13 protein-coding genes are annotated in these 16,912 nt (G+C 73.4%); 3 read left to right on the forward strand and 10 right to left on the reverse strand.

The features are described 5' to 3' along the window. Positions 1–6 precede the first annotated feature (6 nt). On the reverse strand, positions 7–3,093 hold the full coding sequence (locus ABZ858_RS06230; RefSeq protein WP_361373217.1) for an NPCBM/NEW2 domain-containing protein: 3,087 nt from the start codon (positions 3,091–3,093) through the stop codon (positions 7–9). Positions 3,094–3,370: 277 nt separating this feature from the next. Between ABZ858_RS06230 and ABZ858_RS06235 the strand changes: the two genes are divergently transcribed. Then, a complete protein-coding gene (locus tag ABZ858_RS06235) occupies positions 3,371–3,661 on the forward strand; it encodes a DUF4190 domain-containing protein (protein ID WP_361373219.1) in 291 nt (96 codons plus the stop codon). A 44-nt stretch (positions 3,662–3,705) separates the two neighbouring features. Here ABZ858_RS06235 and ABZ858_RS06240 read toward each other — a convergent pair whose 3' ends face one another. The 5 genes from ABZ858_RS06240 to ABZ858_RS06260 form a co-directional block, all read right to left on the reverse strand. After that, positions 3,706–4,788, reverse strand: a complete 1,083-nt coding sequence (locus ABZ858_RS06240) for a DUF6183 family protein (RefSeq protein WP_361373221.1) — start codon at positions 4,786–4,788, stop codon at positions 3,706–3,708. 68 nt (positions 4,789–4,856) lie between these two features. Then, positions 4,857–6,101: a cation:proton antiporter gene (locus ABZ858_RS06245; RefSeq protein WP_361373223.1), complete on the reverse strand. Its 1,245-nt coding sequence runs from the start codon at positions 6,099–6,101 to the stop codon at positions 4,857–4,859. A gap of 4 nt (positions 6,102–6,105) precedes the next feature. Further along, positions 6,106–6,576: a TrkA C-terminal domain-containing protein gene (locus ABZ858_RS06250; protein WP_361373225.1), complete on the reverse strand. Its 471-nt coding sequence runs from the start codon at positions 6,574–6,576 to the stop codon at positions 6,106–6,108. 211 nt (positions 6,577–6,787) lie between these two features. After that, a complete protein-coding gene (locus tag ABZ858_RS06255; RefSeq protein WP_361373227.1) occupies positions 6,788–7,288 on the reverse strand; it encodes a hypothetical protein in 501 nt (166 codons plus the stop codon). A 396-nt stretch (positions 7,289–7,684) separates the two neighbouring features. After that, positions 7,685–9,313 (reverse strand): adenosine deaminase, encoded by a 1,629-nt coding sequence (locus ABZ858_RS06260; RefSeq protein WP_361373229.1) that lies wholly within the window; start codon positions 9,311–9,313, stop codon positions 7,685–7,687. Positions 9,314–9,488: 175 nt separating this feature from the next. Here ABZ858_RS06260 and ABZ858_RS06265 point away from each other — a divergent pair, with 175 nt between their 5' ends. Beyond that, a complete protein-coding gene (locus tag ABZ858_RS06265) occupies positions 9,489–10,229 on the forward strand; it encodes a nitroreductase family protein (RefSeq protein ID WP_361373231.1) in 741 nt (246 codons plus the stop codon). 21 nt (positions 10,230–10,250) lie between these two features. Here the strand turns inward: ABZ858_RS06265 and ABZ858_RS06270 are convergent, their stop codons facing one another. After that, positions 10,251–11,513 carry an amidohydrolase gene (locus ABZ858_RS06270; protein ID WP_361373233.1) on the reverse strand — a complete coding sequence of 421 codons (1,263 nt, stop codon included), beginning with the start codon at positions 11,511–11,513 and terminating at the stop codon, positions 10,251–10,253. 494 nt (positions 11,514–12,007) lie between these two features. On the opposite strand from ABZ858_RS06270, the gene nadE reads away from it, so the two are divergent. Then, positions 12,008–12,838: an ammonia-dependent NAD(+) synthetase gene (gene nadE / locus ABZ858_RS06275; RefSeq protein WP_361373235.1), complete on the forward strand. Its 831-nt coding sequence runs from the start codon at positions 12,008–12,010 to the stop codon at positions 12,836–12,838. Positions 12,839–12,890: 52 nt separating this feature from the next. Here the strand turns inward: nadE and ABZ858_RS06280 are convergent, their stop codons facing one another. The 3 genes from ABZ858_RS06280 to ABZ858_RS06290 form a co-directional block, all read right to left on the reverse strand. Then, positions 12,891–13,562 carry a hypothetical protein gene (locus ABZ858_RS06280; protein ID WP_361373237.1) on the reverse strand — a complete coding sequence of 224 codons (672 nt, stop codon included), beginning with the start codon at positions 13,560–13,562 and terminating at the stop codon, positions 12,891–12,893. Positions 13,563–13,657: 95 nt separating this feature from the next. Further along, a complete protein-coding gene (locus ABZ858_RS06285; protein WP_361373240.1) occupies positions 13,658–15,229 on the reverse strand; it encodes an amidohydrolase in 1,572 nt (523 codons plus the stop codon). A 51-nt stretch (positions 15,230–15,280) separates the two neighbouring features. Continuing rightward, positions 15,281–16,789, reverse strand: a complete 1,509-nt coding sequence (locus ABZ858_RS06290) for an APC family permease (RefSeq protein ID WP_361373242.1) — start codon at positions 16,787–16,789, stop codon at positions 15,281–15,283. Between the last annotated feature and the right edge of the window lie 123 nt (positions 16,790–16,912).

Consider the following 16,912-nt stretch of genomic DNA (forward strand, 5'->3'; position numbering starts at 1 on the left):
GGCCGGTCAGCCCGCGCAGTGGAACTTCGCCTGCGCCCAGTCGCCGTGGTCGCCGGACTTCGTGCCGTCCGTGTCGGTGACCACCAGCTGGACATGGCGGGCACCGGCCAGCGGCACGTCCACCGGCAGCGGATCTGACGTGCCGCTCACGGTCGGGGAGGACCACACCTTCTTCCCGTCCGCGACGACCGAGAAGGACACGCCGCCGTAGCCGTTGATCTCGTCGTCGATCCCGGCGGTCGCGGTCAGGGCGGAGCACCGGCCGCCGAGCCAGAACTCGATGGCGGAGTCGGCGTGCACACCGATGCCCTTGGCGTAGGCGGTGCCGTTCAGGGTGAGGGTGTGGCCGTCACCGGCGGCCGACTCCCCGTTGCTGCGGTCCCGTTCGGCCGGTCCGTAGCCGTTGGTGGAGTTCAGCCAGGGCAGGTCACTGGCCCAGCTGTCGCCCCGGGGCGGGGCGGGCATGGTGCGTATCGCGGTCCGCCCCGTGGTGACACGGTCCTCTCCCGCCGACCGGTAGCGCGCGGTCCCGGTCAGCACGGCCTCACCCGCCGTGGCGCCGGCCGGCGGCGTCACGGTGAAGTCCGCGCTCACCCGCTGCCCCGGCCTGAGCCGGCCGAGATCGCGCTCCGGCGAGACCGTCCACCCGGCGGGCGCGGTCACCGACAGCCGGGTCGCGGAGCTGCCGGTACGGCCCGCGGTGAAACCCACCGTGACCTTGCCGGACACACCGGCGCCCAGCTCCCCGGGCGGGGTGAGCGCGACGGTACCGGTGGCGCCGGGCACCTTGCCGCCCACCGCGCTCGCCCCGGCCAGGTCGATCCGGAAGCCCTGGGCGGTGCTCAGCGAACGGGTCTTGACCTGGACCACCCCGGCCCGGTCCGAGGGGTCGTACCACCAGCCCTGGCCGGCCGCGTCGAAGGCGGCCTTCGAGGTGAACCGGGGCAGCGTGCGGCCGTCCAGCGAGACATGCCCGGGCGCCGAACCGGTATGCACCGTGAACGCGTACGGGCGGCTCTGCTGCTTGCCCGTGAAGTCGCCCTTCTCGGCGCCGACCGCGATGCGCACCGGACCCGCGCCGCTGCGCGGGGCGGTCACGGTCACCGGCTGCTCGGCGTACTTGCCCGAGCGGTGCCGGCGCGTCACGCCGTCGTCCTCGTACAGGGTGAAGGAGCTGCGCCCCTGCGGGTAGACGTCCCAGGCGAGCGGGGAGCCGGCGGTGCGGTCCTGGTAGGAGGTGACGCCCGGCCACATCGGCACGGTCGCGCCCGCCTTGACGAACAGCGGCAGGGTGTCCAGCGGGGCCTGGTAGCCGTCGACGGTGGCCGGGCCGTGGTACGTCCGGCCGGTCCAGTAGTCGATCCAGTCGCCCTTGGGCAGGTAGATGCCGTCGCGCACGGCGGTGTCGCTGTAGACGGGCGCCACCAGGAAGTCCCGGCCGGTCAGGAACTCGTACTTGGCCGCGTCGCTCGCCGCCGTCGCGTCGTCCGGGTACTCCAGCGCCAGCGGGCGCACGGCGCCGACACCGGTGCGGTGGGCCTCGGCCGCGTACGTGTACATGTACGGCAGCAGCGATTCCTTCAGCTTGAGGTACTTGCGGTTGATGCTGGTGTACGGCTCCCCGTACCGGTAGGGCTGCTTGTCCTGGGCGGCCCAGCCGTCCATGGTCATCACGGCCGGCAGGAACGACTTCCACTCCAGGTCGCGGGTGTACGTCTTGGCGCTGCCGCCGAAGATGCCGTCCACGTCACCGGAGGTGTAGGCCAGGCCCGACATCGTGGCACCGGCGTACGTCGGGATCTGCCAGCGGATGTAGTCCCAGCCGCCGGACTGGTCGCCGCTCCACTGCACGCCGCAGCGCTGCGCGCCCGCCCAGCTCTCCGGGGCCCAGGTGAAGCCGCGGGCGTCGCTGTTGTCCTCGATGCCCTGGTAGGCCGCCTTGCAGCCGTCCAGGGCGAACTTGTACCCGTCGCCCACCCAGGCCACGTCCAGCTTGGCCACCCGCTGGCCCGCCTTGACCTGATCGGCCAGCTTGTCCAGGCCGTTCTCGGTCCACAGACCCATCTGCGTCTTGCGGGAGTTGAGGCCCTTCGCGGTCTCGGCGAGGTCCTCGTAACCGCAGCCGTAGCCGTCGTTGACGAGCATCCAGCCCAGCGGCATGTCGTTCTTGACGTAGTCGTCGGCCACCTTGAGGGCGTCCAAGGTGTGCCGCTCGCCGCGGTTGGCGTTGTGCAGGTAGCAGTCGGAGTCACCGATCTCCAGGCCGTAGACGGGCGGCAGCATGGGCCGGCCGGTGAGCTGGGTGTACCGGCCTATGACGTCCTTGGCGGAGTTCCCCGCGAAGTAGTAGGCGTCGAACCGGTTCTCCTGCTCGGTGGCGGTGACCGGGTCGGTGAAGGCGTAGGTGCCGGGGGCGTAGGTGTTGCGGTAGACGCCGTAGCCGGCCGAGGACAGGTAGAACGGCACCGAGTTGGGGTGACCGCCCTCGTTCCAGTTGTAGTCGACGCCCACTTCGAGGGTCTTGCCGCGCTGCGAGGTGTTGCCGCTGCCGTTCTGCTCGCCGGTGCCGTAGAACTGCTCGCCGGCGCCGCGCGAGAGGGTCTGGGTGGTGGCGGTGCCGTCCCAGCTGATGCCCTGGGTCTCCTCCCACAGGCGGGTGCCGTCCGCGCGGTACAGGGCGAACCGCAGCGGCGACTTGTAGGCGCGCAGGGTCACCTTGTCCGTGGCCAGCTCGTAGCGGTCGCCGCGGTCGCGCCAGTGGGTGGCCGGCGCCTTGCCCTGCGGCAGCACGATGTCACTGCCCACGGGGTCGGTGAACGTGCCGTCCGGGGCCACCTCGATGCGGAAGGTGTCGGCCGAGACGAAACTGACCCGCGCCTTCGCCGAGTTCGCGGTGAAGGTGTAGGCGGCGCCCGAGTGCGAGAACCCGGTGACCGCGCCGATGACGGTCGGGGCCGCGGCGGAGGCGGTCGTCGCGGCGCGGGCCGGTCCGGCCGGTCCGGCCGTGGTCGCGAGCACCGCGAGCACGGCCGTGGCCGCCACGGCCGCCCCGGAGGAACGGAGGGCCTTGCGTCTGCGGGGTGGAGCGGTCATGTCGGTCCCTTCGCACACGTCGGCTGATACGGAATGCGGTGATTGAACGTGCGTGATACGGCACTGAAGCAAGCAGAATCAATCATGCGAAGGTATAGCGCACGGCGGTCGCCGTGACCAGAGTGCGAACTGACCGGAAGCAGCCCTCAGTTGTCCCGGTGCGGGCCTCGGGCATGGTCGCGGGAGGAGCGGGCACCCGGGCGGTGAAGGAACGGCGAAGAGGGCGTGACCCTTCGGGCACGCCCTGCGTCAACCACACCGATCACGGGAGAGAGTGATGACCAGTTACGGTGGCCCCTCCGCGGCGTCCTCCGGATCGCGCACCAACGGCCTGGCGGTCGCGAGCCTCGTCTGCGGCATCGTCGGCGTGTTCTTCCTGAACGTGGTCCTCGGCCCGCTGGCCATCATCTTCGGCGGTGTGGCCCTGCGGCAGCAGAGCGCCAAGGGCGGCGGCAGCGGTATGGCCAAGGCCGGCCTGATCCTCGGTGTCGTCGACCTCGTGCTCTTCTTCGTGCTGCTCGCGGTGGCCGCGTCGAACGGCGGCTTCCACTGGTACGTCGGCGGCTGACCTGACCTGACCTGACCTGACCTGATCCGGCCGGGAGGGCGCGCTCAGTCCGTCTCGGTCGCGGCGATCACACCGACCACCGTGCGGGTGGGGTCCAGGCAGGCGAAGGCCGTGTCGGTGAAATCGCCGAAGAACCAGCGGTTCTCGCTGTACGGGGCGAGGGCGAACCGCAGCCACCGGTACTCGGCGGCCAGGCGCACGGCGTCCCGGTGCGGGACCTGGGTGTCGAGGCCCATCAGGGCGTACAGGCTGCGCCAGGCGGCCAGCCTGGCGTAGGCGCCGTGCCGCCCCTGGCACCACAGCCCGCCACCGAACGCGGCGCTGAACAGGTCGGAGGCGAGGTCGTCCGCGGTGGTGTGCACGGTGGTGATCGTCTCGGCGTCGGTCGCCTCCAGGCACTGCGCGTCGAGTCCGGCGAGCAGGGCGGCGTTGAAGTCGCCCGCCGCCAGCGGCTCGGACAGGGTGTAGAACGCCACCTCGCACACGGCGAGTTCGGCGAACCCCTCGGCGGCCGTGCGGGCGCGCGCCTCGTCCACCAGCCGCCGGGCCGTCCGGCCGGCCCGCTCTCCGCCCGCCGTGGGCGCTACCTCGGGGTAGCAGGCGCGTAGTTCACGCGGGGAGAACGACCCCACCATGAGCCCCTCCATCGTGCTGCCGCCGCGCATGGTGTGTTCGAAGTACAGCGCGTCGAGCGGGAGCCAGGCCAGGGGATGGCCCAGTTCGGCCAGCCCGGCTGCGTACGCGAGGTAGACCTCGTCGGTGACTCCGTGCCGCAGTGCCATCTCGTGCAGGAGGCAGGCCCGCAGCTCCGTGCCCGGGTCGTCCAGCGACACGGGTGTCCGGTCGGCGAACTGCGGCTTGAGGTACGCGGTGCTCGGGCGCTGCACCAACTGCCAGGCGGCCCGCCGTACCAGCGGCCGCCAGGCGTCCCCTTCCGCCTGCTCGCCCCGGGTCTCGGCGAGCCGCACCGCCAGGTCGGTCGCCTCCCGGGTCTCCCGGTCGGCCAGCAGGCCCGACAGTTTGCCCAGGGCACGGTTGTCGCCGACTGTCAGGGCGAGGTCGTACAGCCGCTGCGGGTCGGTGGCGGCGAGCGCTTCGAGGGCGGCGTCGTCAGGAAGTCGGGCCATGGGATGACTCTATGCGAGCACCCTGCCCGGCGGCGCCGCGAGGCGGGCGCCGCCGGGGGAGTGCCCGGTCAGGACCGGTCGACGGCGTCCTGGCTGTCCGCCGCCCGGCGCGGGGCCGGCAACGAGCGGTCACGGCTCGCGAGTTGAGGCGCCGTGCGCCGGGCGGTGAGGCGCCGGGCCAGGGGCTCGGTCCAACGGGCGGTCAGCGGACCGGCGATGACGAGGATCAGCACGTACGCCGTGGCCAGCGGGCCCAGCGAGGACTCGATCCCGGAGGTGACGGCCAGCCCTGCGATGACGATGGAGAACTCGCCCCGGGCGACCAGCGTGCCACCGGCCCGCCAGCGCCCCCGGGCCGAGATCCCGGCCCGCTTCGCCGCCCAGTACCCGGTGGCGATCTTGGTGAGGGTGGTGACGGCCGCCAGCGCGAGGGCCGGCAGCAGGACCGGAGGGATGTCCGCCGGGTCGGTGTGCAGCCCGAAGAAGACGAAGAACACCGCGGCGAACAGGTCCCGCAGCGGGGACAGCAGATGGTGCGCGCCCTCGGCGACCTCCCCGGACAGCGCGATGCCCACCAGGAACGCGCCCACGGCGGCGGACACCTGGAGCTGCTGGGCGAGACCGGCGACCAGCAGGGTCAGCCCCAGCACGACCAGCAGCAGCTTCTCCGGGTCGTCGCTGGAGACGAAACGGGAGATGTGCCGTCCGAAGCGCACCGCCAGCAGCAGCACCAGGCCCGCGGCCCCGAGGGCGATGGCCAGCGTGACGCTGCCCGCCGCGAGACCGCTGCCGGCCAGCAGCGCGGTGACGATGGGCAGGTACACCGCCATGGACAGGTCCTCAAGCACCAGGATGCTGAGGACGACCGGTGTCTCGCGGTTGCCGAGCCGCCCCAGGTCGCCCAGTACCTTGGCGATCACCCCGGAGGAACTGACCCAGGTGACCCCGGCGAGGACCACCGCCGCGACCGGCCCCCAGCCCAGCAGCAGCGCCATCAGCGCACCCGGCAGCGCGTTGAGCGTGGCGTCCACGAGACCGGCCGGGTACTGGGTCTTGAGATGGGAGACGAGGTCGCTGGCCGTGTACTCCAGGCCGAGCATGAGCAGCAGCAGGATGACGCCGATCTCGGCGCCGATCGCCACGAACTCCTCGCTGGCGCCCAGCGGGAGCAGCCCGCCCTCCCCGAACGCCAGCCCGGCCAGCAGGTACAGGGGGATGGGGGAGAACCGCAACCGGCCGGCGAACCGGCCCAGCAGTCCCAGGGCGAGCAGGATGGCGCCGAACTCGATCAGGAAGACCGCGGTCGAATGCATGCGTTCACTCCCGTCCGAGTATCACGGCGGCCGCCTCCACGCCTTCGAGCGTGCCGATGACGATCAGGGTGTCGCCGCCGGCCAGCCGGAAGTCGGGCCCCGGGGAGGGGATCGCCTCGGCCCGGCGCAGCACGGCCACGATGGACACGCCGGTACGTGTACGCATCTGCGTGTCGCCCAGCAGCCGGCCGTTCCAGTGCGAGGTGGCCGAGAGCATGATCCGCTCGGCCACCAGGCCCAGTCCGGTCGTCGACAGCAGGTTGGGACTGTGGTGCGTCGGCATCAGCGCGTCGATGAGACTGTCCGCCTCGCCCGGCGACAGCCGCACCGACAGCGCGCAGGCGTCCGCGTCGTCCTCCCGGTACGCGCTCAGCGTCCGTGACCCGTCCCGGTGCGCCACCACCGACAGGCGTCGCCGCTCCCGGGTCGTCAGGTCGTAGCGGCTCCCGATGCCCGGCAGCGGTGTACGGCTCATGCGCGCAGTTCCCACGCGTGTCTCCCGGTCCGAACCCATCATGACTTGACTTTCTCTTTGCAAACCATTGAGGGACACCCTGCCGACCGCTTCCGGCCAGGCGGGTCCCTCCGGGTCGGCGGCAGGGCGGTGCGGGGGCCCGGCAGCGCGAACGCCCGGTCCGGCGGCTGTCCGCCGCCGGACCGGGCGTCCCGGGTGTACCGATGGGCCGTCAGACGAGCTTGCAGTGGCTCCCGCCCTGCCAGGGCGCCCTGGTGCCGGCACAGACCGCCACCGCCACGTTGCGCACCGAGGAATTGCCCCACTGGAAGTGCTTCGTCCTGCCCCCCTGGGGCCCGGCGGAGGCCTCCGGGCCGGTCCACCTCCGGTAGCTGTGGCCGTTGATGAGCTTGTCGTACCTGACGTAGACGTACGCCTTGTCCCGGTCCGTCCGGGTGTCCTTGACGTAGGAGGACGAGTAGTCGATCCGGGCGTTGTACCGGTTGTCCCAGCAGAGGTGGAACGCCGTGTACGCCCCGGTCACACCGCCCTTGCGGTACTGGTGGTGCGGCCAGTTGCGGCCGCACTCCAGGCCGGCCGCGGGCCGGCCGGCCACGGGCATGGCGGCCTGGTGGGCCGCGGTGAGGGCGCTGCTCGGCGCGGCCACCAGGAGCAGGCCGCTCCCGAGCAGCGCCGGGGCTGCCGCGGCGGCCACGATCTTGCGGATGTGCATGGTGGTTCCCGTCTTTCGTCCGTTGCCTGGTACGCCCCCCGGGCCGGGGAGACCGGCTGTCTCGGCGGGCACTGGCGTCCGTCCCCGGCAGAAAAGCCCACCGGCACGGCTTCGAGAAGGGACCGCTGCCGCCTCCCGGTCAATCCGGTCCGACCGGGTTTCGACGGCATGTGCGCCGGTCACCGCCCGGCGCGTCGGCCGGCCCCGCCCATCCGGAGTGACGGAGGCGGCGGGAGGGGCCGACCGCAGTGGCGGGTCCGGTACCCGGAATGACCGAAAATCCGCCGACGAACAGCCATATGGCTCACCTTCACGGGTGAAACAGGCATGCTTCGCATTGACGATCGGCGGCGGTGTCGCCGGTCACGGGGCACTGGGCGCGGGCACCCGACCGGATCAGGGAGCGGCGCGGAACACCCGCTCGAAGTGCTGGAAGGCCACCTCCTGCTGCCACTCGATGGCCGCCTTGGGGCTCGCGGCCAGCAGCCGCCGGCACGCCACGCCGGGCGGGACCACTCCCGGCCGCTCACCTCGGCACCCGCCCGCCAGGCGGTAGCCGTCCCGCGTCGGGTCGCCCTGCCACAGGCTCACGCCCGGCAGGAAGGCGTACTGCAGCGAGGCCCGCGCCAGGTCCTTCAGCTCGGGGTAGGACAGGCCGTAGGTCCGCGCGGCGTACTCGTACTCGTGGCTGATGTCGATCCGGCTCACGCCCGGGTCGTCGGTGGCCAGCACGACCGGCACGCCGTAGGCCCGGTAGGTGTTGAAGGGGTGCTCGGCGCCCTTGACGCCGAGGATCTGGGCGTTGCTGGTGAACGGCACCTCCACGGCCACCTGACGCTGCGCCATGGTGCGGGCGGTGCGCTGCCAGTCGTCCTCGTGGACCAGGTCGACGCCGTGCCCGACGCGTTCGGCGCCGGCGACGTCCACGGCCTCCTTGATGTGGAACGTGAGGTCCGCCGGCTTGACCAGCCCGGGTGTCAACTCGCCCGCGTGCAAGGTGAGTTGGGCGTGCGGGTACACCCCGCGCAGGTACTTGAGCATGCGCATCTGCAGGCTGTAGTCGCGCAGCGAGCTGTCCCAGTCCTCGGGCTGGACCAGATTGACGGCGACGAAGCGCGGGTCGCGCTCGGCCAGCCGCATGCCGAGGGCCATCTGGGTGAAGACCCGCTCCGGCGCACTGCCCCGGGAGACCTGGGAGATCCAGCGCACCGTCAGCGCGCAGCCGGGCTCGGCCCGCCGGGTGCCGCAGCGGGCCGCCGTACGGAACTCGGCGTCCGCGTCGTCGGCCTCCTTGCGCGCCTCGGCCACGACCGCGTCGAGCTTGCCGCCGGCGACCAGCTTGCCGTGCAGCCTGGCCAGGTCCGGGTCCCAGCCGACCGCGGTGGCGAGGTTCTTGGCGCTGTCGGAGGCCGGGGTGACCAGGGTCTCCAGGTAGAACTGGTTCTGGCGTACGACGGTGTCGGCCACGTCGAGCAGCAGCTTGCCGCGGTGCCGCCAGGTCACCTCGCCGAACTTGCCGAAGGTGTCGAAGAAATGGTCGTGCCCGTTCTGGTCCGGCGGGAAGTCCTGCATGGACCAGGCCCGCACGATCGCGTCCCGGAAGGCGCGGTCGGTGCGGGCGTCCGCGGCCGGACGGGTGCCCGGACCGCAGGGCGCGGGCAGCGCCGTCAGCGTCGTGGTGTCGACGCACAGGCCGTCCTCGGCGGCCAGTTCGACGAGGTACTCGGTGGTGACCGCACCGGAGAGGTGGTTGTGCAGGTCACCACCCTTGGGCAGCCGGTCGAAGAAGTCGCGCAGCGACCGGGGGGCGTCGCGGGCCGACCTCAGATACGCGTCGGTGCCCGCCTCCGACCCGGTCATCGGGCGCGGAGCCGCGGGGACGCCGGCCGGCGCGGACCCCGCGCCGCCGGGGACGGAGGAGGGACGGGCGGACGCGGACGGCGCCATCAACGACGCGCTGAGAGTGCCAAGGGCAGCCACGGCCAGGAGGGTCCGGCGGCGTGCGGCACGGCGGTGTTCTGACATCACCGGCCCATGATCGCGACCGGCCCGCCGCCCCCGGGCCGCCCGGCACGGCTGTACGGCCCTTTCCATTCCTCCGAGTGACCCGCGCCGCCGGTCGTTGACGCGAGGCGGCCACCGACTCCCTTACACCGCCCGGATGATGACGCCCCCTCACGCCACTCCTAGACTCGCGATCATGACGACCGACAGCACCACCCCCGAGCCCACGACGCACACCGGCGAGGATGGCCCCGCGCTCTTCTCGACCATGGCCACCATGCGGGCCATGCGCCGCCTCAAGCCCGACCCCGTTCCCCAGGATCTGCTGGAGCGGCTGATCCAGGCGGCGGTCTGGGGACCCAGCGGCGGCAACATGCAGCGCTACGAGTACGTCGTGGTCACCGACCCGGCGGTGATGGCCCGGCTGGCCCCGCTGTGGCGGCGCTGCGTGGACGCCTACCTCGCGACCACCGGGAAGCACGCCCCCGCGGGCATGGACGAGGCCGCGTACGCGCGGATGGTCGCCGCCATCGAGTACCAGCGCGACCACTTCGCCGAGACCCCGGCGCTGATCGTGCCCTGCTACCGCTTCCCCGCACCGAGGCTCGACGAAGAGGGCCTGCGCGCCTCGGCCGAGGCCCTGGGCGCCGAGGCCACGGCCCGGATGGCACAGACCCAGGAGCGCTTCGCCGCGCTGGCGGAGGGCTCCTGCGTGTACCCGGGCGTGCAGAACCTGCTGCTGGCCGCCCGCGCGCTGGGACTGGCCGCCAACATCACCATCTGGCACCTGATGCTGGAGGAGGAGTGGAAGGCCGCCCTCGGCATCCCCGAGGACATGCACACCTTCGCGGCGGTGCCGGTGGGCCGGCCGCGCGGCAGCTTCGGCCCCGTACGGCGCCGGCCCGTCGCGGAGGTGATCCACCGGGACCGCTGGTGACCTGGGAGTGGACCGCGGGCGTTACGCGTCGGCCGTCGTGGTGGTGAGCCAGGCCAGCGCGGCGACCACCAGGGTCTGGACGCCGGTGCCCAGGGTCGGCTCGACGACCGGGGCGAAGTGCGCGGAGTGGTTGCCCGGCAGGGTGTCCAGCTGCCCGGCGGCCAGCGCGGCGAAGGTGGTGTCGGCGTCGAGGCCGCCCCAGAACCAGAAGACGGTGGGCACGCCCGCCGCCTCGCCGAACACGCCCACGTCCTCGCTCGCGGAGACCGGCGGCATCGGCAGCAGGCGCTCCGCGCCGAAGTGAGCGGCGAACGCCGCCACGGTGGCCGCGGTCGCCTCCGGGTCACTGACCAGGAGCGGCATGCCGTGCGTCCAGTCGATCTCGGGAGGCCGGGGCGCCGCTTGGGCGGCCGCCTCGGCCCGGACCACGCGTTCGACGGCGGCGCGCACCCGGTCGCGGACCCGCGGTGTGTAACTGCGCACGTTGACGCCGAGTTCGGCGGTGTCCGGGATGATGTTGTCCTTGGTGCCCGCCCGCAGCCGCCCGACGGTGACCACCGCGGCCTCCGCTGGCGGGACCTCGCGGGCGACGATGCCCTGCAGCCGGGTCACGACATGGGCGGCCATCAGCACCGGGTCCACGGTGGACTCGGGCCGCGAACCGTGCCCGCCGCGCCCGTGCAGCACGACGCGCGCGCTGTCCGAGGCGGCCATCACCGGCCCGGCGGCGTGCCCGATGAAGCCCGCGGGCAGCGGGCCCACGTGCTGGCCCAGCACGATGTCCGGCTTCGGGAACCGCTCGAAGAGCCCGTCCTCGACCATGTCCCGCGCGCCCCGGGCCAGTTCCTCGGCGGGCTGGAACACCACCAGCAGGGTGCCCGCCCAGGCCGTGGTGGCGCCCGCGAGCAGGGTGGCGGCGCCGAGCAGGCAGGTGGCGTGCATGTCGTGACCGCAGGCGTGCATCACCGGCACCTCCTGCCCGTCCGCGTCGGTGGCGCGTTCCGTGCTCGCGTACGGCAGCCCGGTCCTCTCCGCCACGGGAAGGGCGTCGATGTCGGCGCGCAGCATCACCACCGGGCCGTCGCCGTTGCGCAGCACACCGACCACACCGGTGCCGCCGACCTGCTCGGTCACCTCGAAGCCCAGGGGCCGCAGGCCGTCGGCCAGCAGGCCCGCCGTGCGGTGCTCCTGGAGCGACAGCTCGGGGTGCCGGTGGAGATCGCGGTAGAGGTCCGCGAGCCGCGGGCCCAGCTCGTCGAGCCCGTTCCACACGCCGTCCGTCATCTGGCCTGCTCCTTCGGTCGGGGGGACACGGCGACGTGCGGGCGCCCGCACCGCCGGGTGATCTCCATCGATCATCATCGATCATCGCAGGTCCGTTCGGGCCGGTGAGCGGCGGTCCGGCCGCCCGCCGCCCGGTGCGGATCGCCTCGGCGCGGGGTGGGCGGAGGCGTCCGCACTCACCCGGCCGCCGCTGTGGACGAGCGCGGTCCCCGGGCGCGGCTCTAGCCTCGAAGTGCCTTGCGCTGTGACAGGACCGGCAAGGCCCGGGCGGCCCCCGCACCCCGCGCCCTGGGCAGGGGCCGCCCCTTCGCACCCCGACGCCCGCCCGGCCCGTACGCGGGCACGGGCGGCGGCGTCGTCCCCGGTCACGGGCCCCCGGCCGTACGCGGGGCCCCGACCGCCCCTCTAGAGTGCTTGCGTCCCCTACCCGCACTTGCGGCCCCGGCCCGGCGGCACCCGCCGCTTCCGCCCCGGGGCCTGAACGAGGAGCAATCGTGACCGACCTGGCGTCCACCGGCCCGCAGCAGGAGATCGCCCGGGATCTCCAGGTGAGCGAGTCCTTCGACGTACAGCAGGAGAGAGAGCGCCGGGTGGCCTTCCTCGCCGGCCGGCTGACCGGCACCGGTCTGCGCTCGCTGGTGCTGGGCATCAGCGGCGGCGTGGACTCCACGACCGCGGGCCGGCTGTGCCAGCTCGCGGTCGAGCGGGTCCGGGCCACCGGGCAGGAGGCCACGTTCTACGCCATGCGGCTGCCCTACGGCACCCAGGCCGACGAGAAGGACGCCCAGCGGGCGCTGGACTTCATCCGTCCCGACAAGACCCTGACCGTCGACGTGCGGCCCGCCTCGGACGCCGCGCTGGAGGCGGTGCTGACCGGCGGCGCGGTCTTCCGCGACGCCCACCACCAGGACTTCCTGCACGGCAACATCAAGGCGCGGCAGCGCATGATCGTCCAGTACGCGGTGGCGGGCGCGCACGAGGGCCTGGTCGTGGGCACCGACCACGCGGCCGAGGCGGTCTCCGGGTTCTTCACCAAGTTCGGCGACGGCGCGGCCGACGTCGTCCCGCTCACCGGGCTCACCAAGCGGCGGGTCCGGGCCCTGGCGCAGGCGCTGGGCGCGCCCGCCGCGCTGGTCGGCAAGGTCCCGACCGCCGACCTGGAGACGCTGAGCCCGGGCCGGCCCGACGAGGAGGCGCTCGGCGTCACCTACGACGACATCGACGACTTCTTGGAGGGCAAGCCGGTCTCCGAGGCCGCCTTCGAGGCGATCGTCCGCCGCTACCGGTTCACCGAGCACAAGCGGCAGCTGCCGATCGCCCCCTGACCGGGGCCCCGGCAGCGGGGTCACCGGCCGGCGCGGCGGGCGCCGCCGGCCCTCACCAGTCCCGTTCGACCGTGGTCTTCCCCGGGCCGAGGACCTCGACATGGCCGTGGTCGCCGTACGCGGTGCGCCGCCAGGCGGTGAACGCCTCGGCGGTGCGTTCCGCGGCGTCGGCCCCGTCCACCCCGTAGTCGACATGGACCACGGCCGTGGCGCGTGCGCTGCCTTCCGGGGTGCGGACGTAGACGCTCTCCACATGGGCGGCGTGGACCGCGTCCGCCTTCGGGGCCTTCGTGGTGAGGTACGCGCGGAACTCACGGAGCATCGGGAACCAGCGGTGCGGGCCGGTCGAGGGGGCGTCCTCGGAGTCGTCCGTCGTGTCGCCCATGGGCGGCCCGTAGCCCTGGTCGTCGCTGGTGGTGTCCGGGCCGGAGTGCTGGTCGTCCGTGGTGGTGTCCGGCAGGCCGGTGTGCTGGTCGTCGCTGGTGGTGTCCGGCAGGTCGGTGTGCTGGTCGTCGCTGGTGGTGTCGGGCAGATCGGTGTGCTGGTCGTCCGTGGTGGTGTCCGGCAGGTCCGTCCCCTGGTCGTCGCCGGTGGCGTCGCCCACGGACGATCCGGCCGCCCCCGCGGCACCGTCCGCCCGCGTCCCGGCGTGCTCGGTGCCGCAGGCGGTCAGCGGCAGGCAGCAGCACACGAGCAGCGCGGCCGTGGACACGTACCGGGTCATGGTCTTCATTCTGTGAGCCCCCTTTGAGGGGTGAGAGGGGCTCACAGCGTCCTCGGTTCCCTTCCTGACCTGCCCTTTCAGCAGCCCGTCGCAGGTCAGGACGCGCGGTGCACGATGTGGCCGCCGGTCACGGTGAGGCGGACCGCCGCTTCGGCGACCTCGTCCGCGGGCGCTTCGACGGGGTCCAGGCCCAGGGCGGTCAGGTCGGCCCGGAAGCCCTGGCGGATACGCCCGGCGACGGCCGCCTCACCGGCGGCGACCGCCGCGTGGGTGGTGCAGCCCTCCAGGGCCTCCAGGCCGGTGAGTCCCGCCCGCGCGGAGGCGGCACCCCGCGGGCTGCGCGCGGTGGCCAGGACGGCGCGGACGTCGTAGTGGGCGACGGGCCAGTCCGAACCGAGCGCGACGACCGCCCCGGCGTCCCGCAGGTCGCGCAGCCGCCAGGCGCGCCCGGCGCGCGTCTGACCCAGCCGCACGGACCAGGCGTCGGTCCGGTCGGCCCGGGTGTAGGCGGTGTGCGGGGGCTGCATGGAGGCGATGACCCCCAGGCGCGCGAACCGGGCCACGACGTCGTCGGGCACCGACTCGATGTGCTCCACCCGGTGGGTGAGGTGAGCGCCGGCGCCCAGCGACTCCACGGTGTCCAGGACGTGCCGCACGGCCGCCTCCCCGATCGTGTGGGTGGCGGTGCGCACCCCGGCGGTGTCCAGGTGCCGGACGGCCTCGCTGTAGGCGGCCGGGTCCGGCCAGAACGCCTCGGTGCCCTGCCCGTGGCAGTCGGGGTGGTCCAGCCAGGCCGTGCCGCCCTCGACGGTGCCGTCCATGAAGAACTTCACCCCGCCGACCCGCCAGTGCCGCCCGCCGCGTCCTTGCAGGGAGACCAGTTCGTCCAGCGTGTCCTTGTCGGCGCCCGGCATGCACCAGGGCGCGAAGCGCAGCCGCAGCGGCAGGACGGTGTCCTCGGCGACGGCGCCGACGAGGTCGAGGTCGCCGATGTCCATGACGTGGGCGCCGGTGAGGCCGGTGGCCGCCATGGCGGAGAGCAGCTCGACGAGCCGGGCGCGCCGCACGGCGTACGACGGACGCGGCATGACCGCGGTGACCAGCTCCATGGCGGCGTGCTCGACCAGGTGCCCGGTCAGGCGGCCGTCGGCGTCCGCGGCGATGTGGGAGCGCTGCGCGAACGCGCGCGGCCCGGTGACGCCCGCCGCGTCGAGCGCGGCCCCGGTGACCAGGGCGGAGTGCGCGTCGTACAGCCGCAGGAAGGCGGGGGCTCCGCCGAGGACGTCCTCGACGAGGGACCGGTCGACGGGCCGGCCGTCGAAGACGTTGTGGTCCAGGCCGAAGCCGATGACCCAGCCGTCGACACGCTCCGCCGCGGCGAGCGCCGCCCGCAGCCCGTCGAGGTCGCGCACGGCGGACAGGTCGGTCCCGGTGGTCATGTCCAGGCCCATCACCGGATGGCTGTGGCAGTCCGCCAGGCCGGGCACCAGGGTGGCACCCGCCAGGTCCACGACCTCGGTGGCGGGCCCACGCCAGTCCCGTACGTCGCTCTCCTCGCCGACGGCGGCGATCAGCCCGTCGCGCACGGCGACCGCGCCGGCGTACGGGCGCCGCGGGTCGAGAGTACGGACACGGGCGCCCGTGAGGACGAGGTCGGTGGTGGGCATGCGGGGGCTCCTTGCGGTTCGGGAAGGGGGGGCTGGACGGGGGCGTGGGCCTCAGACGGGGTCCGGCGCGGCGGCGTCGGCGGGCCGGGCGGCGTCCTCGCCGGGCTCGGCGGCGAACCGCTCGTAGACGCCGGGCCGGCGGCGGCGCAGCCAGCCGGCGAGCGGGAACCCGGCGAGGAAGACCAGGGGGACGACGGCCGCCAGCACGGTGTTCACCGCGGCGGACGCCCCCGTGAACAGGTCGAGGTGGGTGACGACCAGCGCGATGGCGGTGGCGAGCAGGACGGCCGCGACGACGGGCGCCACCACCGTGCGCAGGACGCCCTCCTGGTGCCGGACGCGTCGGAAGTACAGGGGCACGGCGAGGGCCGCCAGCAGTTGCAGCGCCAGCAGGGCCAGCATGCCGGGGGTGTTCACCCACAGCAGCAACTGCTGGTACGGGTCCGCCCCGGCGGCGGCGAAGGCCAGGACCACGGCGGCGCCGAGCACGGTCTGCACGACACCGGTGACGTACGGGGAGCGGTGGCGCGGGTGCACGCGGGCCAGCGCCCCGGGGAGGATGCCCTCCTCGGCGAGGGCCAGACCGTAGCGGTTGATGGCGTTGTGGAAGGCGAGCAGGGAGGCCAGGACGCTGGTGACGATGAGGACGTGCATGGTGTCGGCGGCCCAGCCGCCCACGTACGTGGTGATCGCGGAGAAGAACAGTCCGGCGGGGTCGCCGCCCGCCGCCCGCACCACCTCGGCGTCACCGAACGCCTGGATCGCGATCCAGACGATGAACGCGTAGAAGAGGCCGAGGAATCCGACCGCGAGGTAGGTGGCGCGGGGCACCGTGCGCGCCGGGTCGCGGGCCTCGCGGCGGTAGATGACGGTCGACTCGAAGCCGGTGAACGCGGCGAACGCGAAGGCCAGCACGGCCGCCGTGCCGGGCACCAGCACATGGGCCGGGGCGAAGGAGGCCGCCGACAGCCCGTGCGCCCCGCCCTTGACCAGCACTCCGGCGGCGAGCAGCACCAGGATGCCGGTCTCTGCGGTGAGCAGCACGCCGAGCACCTTGGCGCCGAAGTCGATGGAGCGGAAGCCGCCGTAGCCGATCAGCAGCAGGCCCGCCAGCGACACGGGCAGCCACGGGATGTGTGTGCCGGCCAGGGCGCGCACGGTGCCCTGGGTGGCGGTGCCGAGGAGGCCGTAGACGCCGATCTCCATGCCGTTGTAGCCGAGCAGGGCGAGCAGCGCGGCGCCGATGCCGACGCGGCGGCCGAGGCCACGGGTGACGTACGCGTAGAAGGCGCCGGCGCCCCGGACATGACGGCTCATCGTGGTGAAGCCGACGGCGAAGACGGCGAGCGTGATCCCGGCGACGAGATAGCCGACCGGGGCGCCGATGCCGCCGAGCATGATCGCCAGCGGGGCGACACCGGCCATGACGGTGAGCGGAGCGGCGGCGGACACCACGAAGAAGGCGATGTCGGTGGTGCCGAGCGACCCGGAGCGCAGGGTCGGGGCGGCGGGGGAGGTGACGCTCCCGGAGGGGCTGGAGCCGGGGGTGGTGACGGGCATGAGCGAAAGCCCTTCTGGCTGCGGGCAAGGCTGCGGGCAGGGAGGGATGACAGGCGTGGGGGTGGCCGGAGCCCGTAAATCTAAAGGCTTTCGGTTTCCGCAATGTAGCCTTCCGTTCGTACG

This window comes from Streptomyces sp. NPDC047017 (assembly GCF_040644175.1).
Taxonomy (GTDB): domain Bacteria; phylum Actinomycetota; class Actinomycetes; order Streptomycetales; family Streptomycetaceae; genus Streptomyces.

Bases quoted from the DNA above. Each gene is read 5' to 3' on its own strand.
- ABZ858_RS06260 (WP_361373229.1), bottom strand. From the start codon at position 9,313: ATGTCAGAACACCGCCGTGCCGCACGCCGCCGGACCCTCCTGGCCGTG.
- ABZ858_RS06255 (WP_361373227.1), bottom strand. From the start codon at position 7,288: ATGCACATCCGCAAGATCGTGGCCGCCGCGGCAGCCCCGGCGCTGCTC.
- ABZ858_RS06290 (WP_361373242.1), bottom strand. From the start codon at position 16,789: ATGCCCGTCACCACCCCCGGCTCCAGCCCCTCCGGGAGCGTCACCTCC.
- ABZ858_RS06230 (WP_361373217.1), bottom strand. From the start codon at position 3,093: ATGACCGCTCCACCCCGCAGACGCAAGGCCCTCCGTTCCTCCGGGGCG.
- ABZ858_RS06265 (WP_361373231.1), top strand. From the start codon at position 9,489: ATGACGACCGACAGCACCACCCCCGAGCCCACGACGCACACCGGCGAG.
- ABZ858_RS06240 (WP_361373221.1), bottom strand. From the start codon at position 4,788: ATGGCCCGACTTCCTGACGACGCCGCCCTCGAAGCGCTCGCCGCCACC.
- ABZ858_RS06235 (WP_361373219.1), top strand. From the start codon at position 3,371: ATGACCAGTTACGGTGGCCCCTCCGCGGCGTCCTCCGGATCGCGCACC.
- ABZ858_RS06250 (WP_361373225.1), bottom strand. From the start codon at position 6,576: ATGAGCCGTACACCGCTGCCGGGCATCGGGAGCCGCTACGACCTGACG.
- ABZ858_RS06285 (WP_361373240.1), bottom strand. From the start codon at position 15,229: ATGCCCACCACCGACCTCGTCCTCACGGGCGCCCGTGTCCGTACTCTC.
- ABZ858_RS06280 (WP_361373237.1), bottom strand. From the start codon at position 13,562: ATGACCCGGTACGTGTCCACGGCCGCGCTGCTCGTGTGCTGCTGCCTG.
- ABZ858_RS06270 (WP_361373233.1), bottom strand. From the start codon at position 11,513: ATGACGGACGGCGTGTGGAACGGGCTCGACGAGCTGGGCCCGCGGCTC.
- ABZ858_RS06245 (WP_361373223.1), bottom strand. From the start codon at position 6,101: ATGCATTCGACCGCGGTCTTCCTGATCGAGTTCGGCGCCATCCTGCTC.